Origin of the sequence: Kitasatospora putterlickiae (genome assembly GCF_039527695.1) — a bacterium.
In the GTDB taxonomy this organism is placed as follows: domain Bacteria; phylum Actinomycetota; class Actinomycetes; order Streptomycetales; family Streptomycetaceae; genus Kitasatospora; species Kitasatospora putterlickiae.
Genome location: NZ_BAAAKJ010000412.1, coordinates 1 through 2,579, shown reverse-complemented (window position 1 = coordinate 2,579; position 2,579 = coordinate 1). Strand labels below are relative to the sequence as shown.

Sequence of the window (2,579 nt, the reverse complement as noted above, 5' to 3'; positions counted from 1 at the left end):
CGCCCGCCGGGTCGCCGCCGTCATCGGCGCCTTCCACGCCCCCGCGCTCACCCAGGCCGCGCCCGCCTCCGCGCCCGCCCCCGAACCGGCCCCGGACACCCACCACATCGTCTCCCTGATCCCCTACACCTACCCCCTCCTCGACGCCCGCTCCGGCTACCCGGCCGGCATCCGCGACCCCGAGTGGCAGCACACCGTGCTCGACGCCGCCGGTGACCCGGACCGGCTCGCCGAGGCACTCGTCCGCACCGCCGTGCGCATCTGCGAGGCCCTGCGCGCCCAGGACCACCCCTCCGGCCCGGCCGACGCCCGCGAGATCGTCCGGCTCACCGGCGACCTCGCCCGGCTGCGCGCACTCGCGGCCCCGGGGCGCGGCGAACTCGTCGAGGCGGTGCAGACCGTCCTCGCCCAGGGCGAACCCCTCGGCCGGGGCCGGGCGGTGGCCCGCGCGCTGGAGAAGGTCCTGGTCGGCACCCGCACCGGCGAGCCCACCCCGGCCGCCCCGCGCAGCGGCCTCGCCCCCGCCGTCGAGCGGCTGCTCGCCGACCTCGGCCTCCCCGGTCCCGGCGACACCGCCGAGCCAGCGCCCCGCGAACTGCGGCTCGACCCGCTCCGCTCACCCCTCGACCGGCGCCGCGAACTCCTCCTCCACCGCCTAGCCGCCTGCGGCGTCCCCTACGCCGAGCCCGTCGAGACCACCGGCGCGGGCGGCACCGAGACCCTCACCACCCGCTGGCGGGTCCGCTGGACCCCGGCCGTCGCCGCCATGCTGACCGTCGCCGGCACCCGGGGCGTCACCCCGGCCCAGGCCGCCGAGGGCGTCCTGCGCGAACGGCTCCGCCGCGAACTCCAGGCCGACGGCCCCACGGCCGGCGAAGTCCTCCGGGGCCTCGCCGAAGCCGCCGCCTGCGCCCTCCCCGCCCTCACCGACACCCGCCTCACCCAACTCACCGCCATCCTCCCCACCAGCGGCACCCTCCCCGACCTCCTCAACGCCCTGGCCCTCCTGGACCGCCTCACCGCCACCCACACCCCCACCACACCCCCACCCACCACCGCAGTGCCACCCCCCGCGCCCCCCATCGGCGCCACGGCTGCCCCCGCCCCCGTATCGCCCGATGCGGTTGTGGTTGTGGCTGCGCCCGCCGTTGGCGCGGCGCCGGTGGTGCGGGCGGCCGGCTCTGCGTGGGCGGTGGCGTCGCCTGATGCGGTAGTGGCTGTGCCCGCCGTAGGCGCCACGGCTGCTTCCGACCCCGACCCCGGCCCCGCGCCGCTGGCTCCCGCCCCCGCGTCGGCGGAGGCGTCGGCCGCCGTTGTCGCGGCACCCGTGGTGCGGGCGGCTGGCTCTGTGTCGTCGGTGGCGTCGCCTGATGCGGTAGTGGCTGGGGCAGCCAAGGGCGTGACGGCTTTGGTGCCGGGAGGCGGGGCGGTTGTTTCTGCTCCCGCGCCTGCGGTGGTGACATCCGAGGCGACGCCCGAAGCTCCGCCCGCCGCCAGCCCGGCATCTGTGGTGCCACCTGGCGCGCCTCTCGTGCCGGCCAGTGTGGCGGCGGCTGGCGCTGCACTGGCGGAGGTACCGCCCGGTGCGGTGCTGGTAGCTGAACCCGCTGGGGGCGCGGAGGCTGCGGCGGTTGCGCTCGGCGCTGCACCCATGGAGGTACCGCCCGGTGTGGTTCCGGTAGTGGTGTCCGCCCAGGGCCCGGCGGCCGTGGTGCCGGGTGGGGGCGTCGATGCTGCTTCGGAGTCGGTGTCTGCGGTCGATCCGTCTGGTGGCGGGTCTTCGGCGGGGGATCCGGTGCTGGCGAGGCTTGCGGCGGCGGCCGAGGTGGTGACGGTGGCGGCGGTGCGGCAGTTGGAGGGGCTGGGCGGGTCGGACGAGGCGGATGACGCGCGGGCGCTGGTGGAGTTGGCGCGGCGGGCGGACCTGTCCGGGGGCGTCAGGCTCCGGCACACGTTGGCCGAACTCGCCGGTGGCGGGAGCCCCCTTGTGCGAGGTGCGGCCGGGGCGGTGCGGGTGCTGCTCCGGCAGGACGAGGCGGCGGTGTTCGGCGATCGGGCCGCCTCCTGGGTCGACGGTGCCACCGGGCCCGACGCCCGGCACGCCCTTGAGCGCTCCCTCGTCGGACTGCTCACGGCCGCCGAAGGGCTGTTCTCGGCCGCTCCCGAAGTGCTCGAACCGGTGCTGGAGCGGGTGGTCACGCTCGCCGACGGCGCCTTCCTGGACCGCCTGCCCGCGCTGCGCGGCGGGTTCGACACGCTGAGCCCGGCGGCCCGCGACCGGATGCTGCAACTCGTCGAGGAGCGTCTGGGCACCCGCCTGGACACGCTCCCCGCGGAGGTGCCGCCCGCGCTGCTCGCCGACTGGTCCCGCGCGGACCTGGCCGCCCGCGCCGCGCTCGCCCGCCGTGGCCTGCTGCCGGCCCTCTTGCCGGCACCCACCGCCGAGGAACCGGCGACCCCCACCACCCCCGCACCCGAAGCCACGACTCCCGCCCACACCCACACCCACACACACACCCACGCCCTCGCCCCGGCCGAGCGCTGGCGGCTGCTGCTCGGCCGACCGGGCAGCGGCGGCC

At 77.8% G+C, this 2,579-nt stretch carries 1 protein-coding gene; it reads left to right on the top strand.

What is annotated here, in order from left to right; genetic code table 11:
* Window positions 1-2,579 (top strand): DUF5682 family protein (locus ABD308_RS34790; RefSeq protein WP_344343909.1); only part of this gene is annotated, 2,579 nt, incomplete at both ends.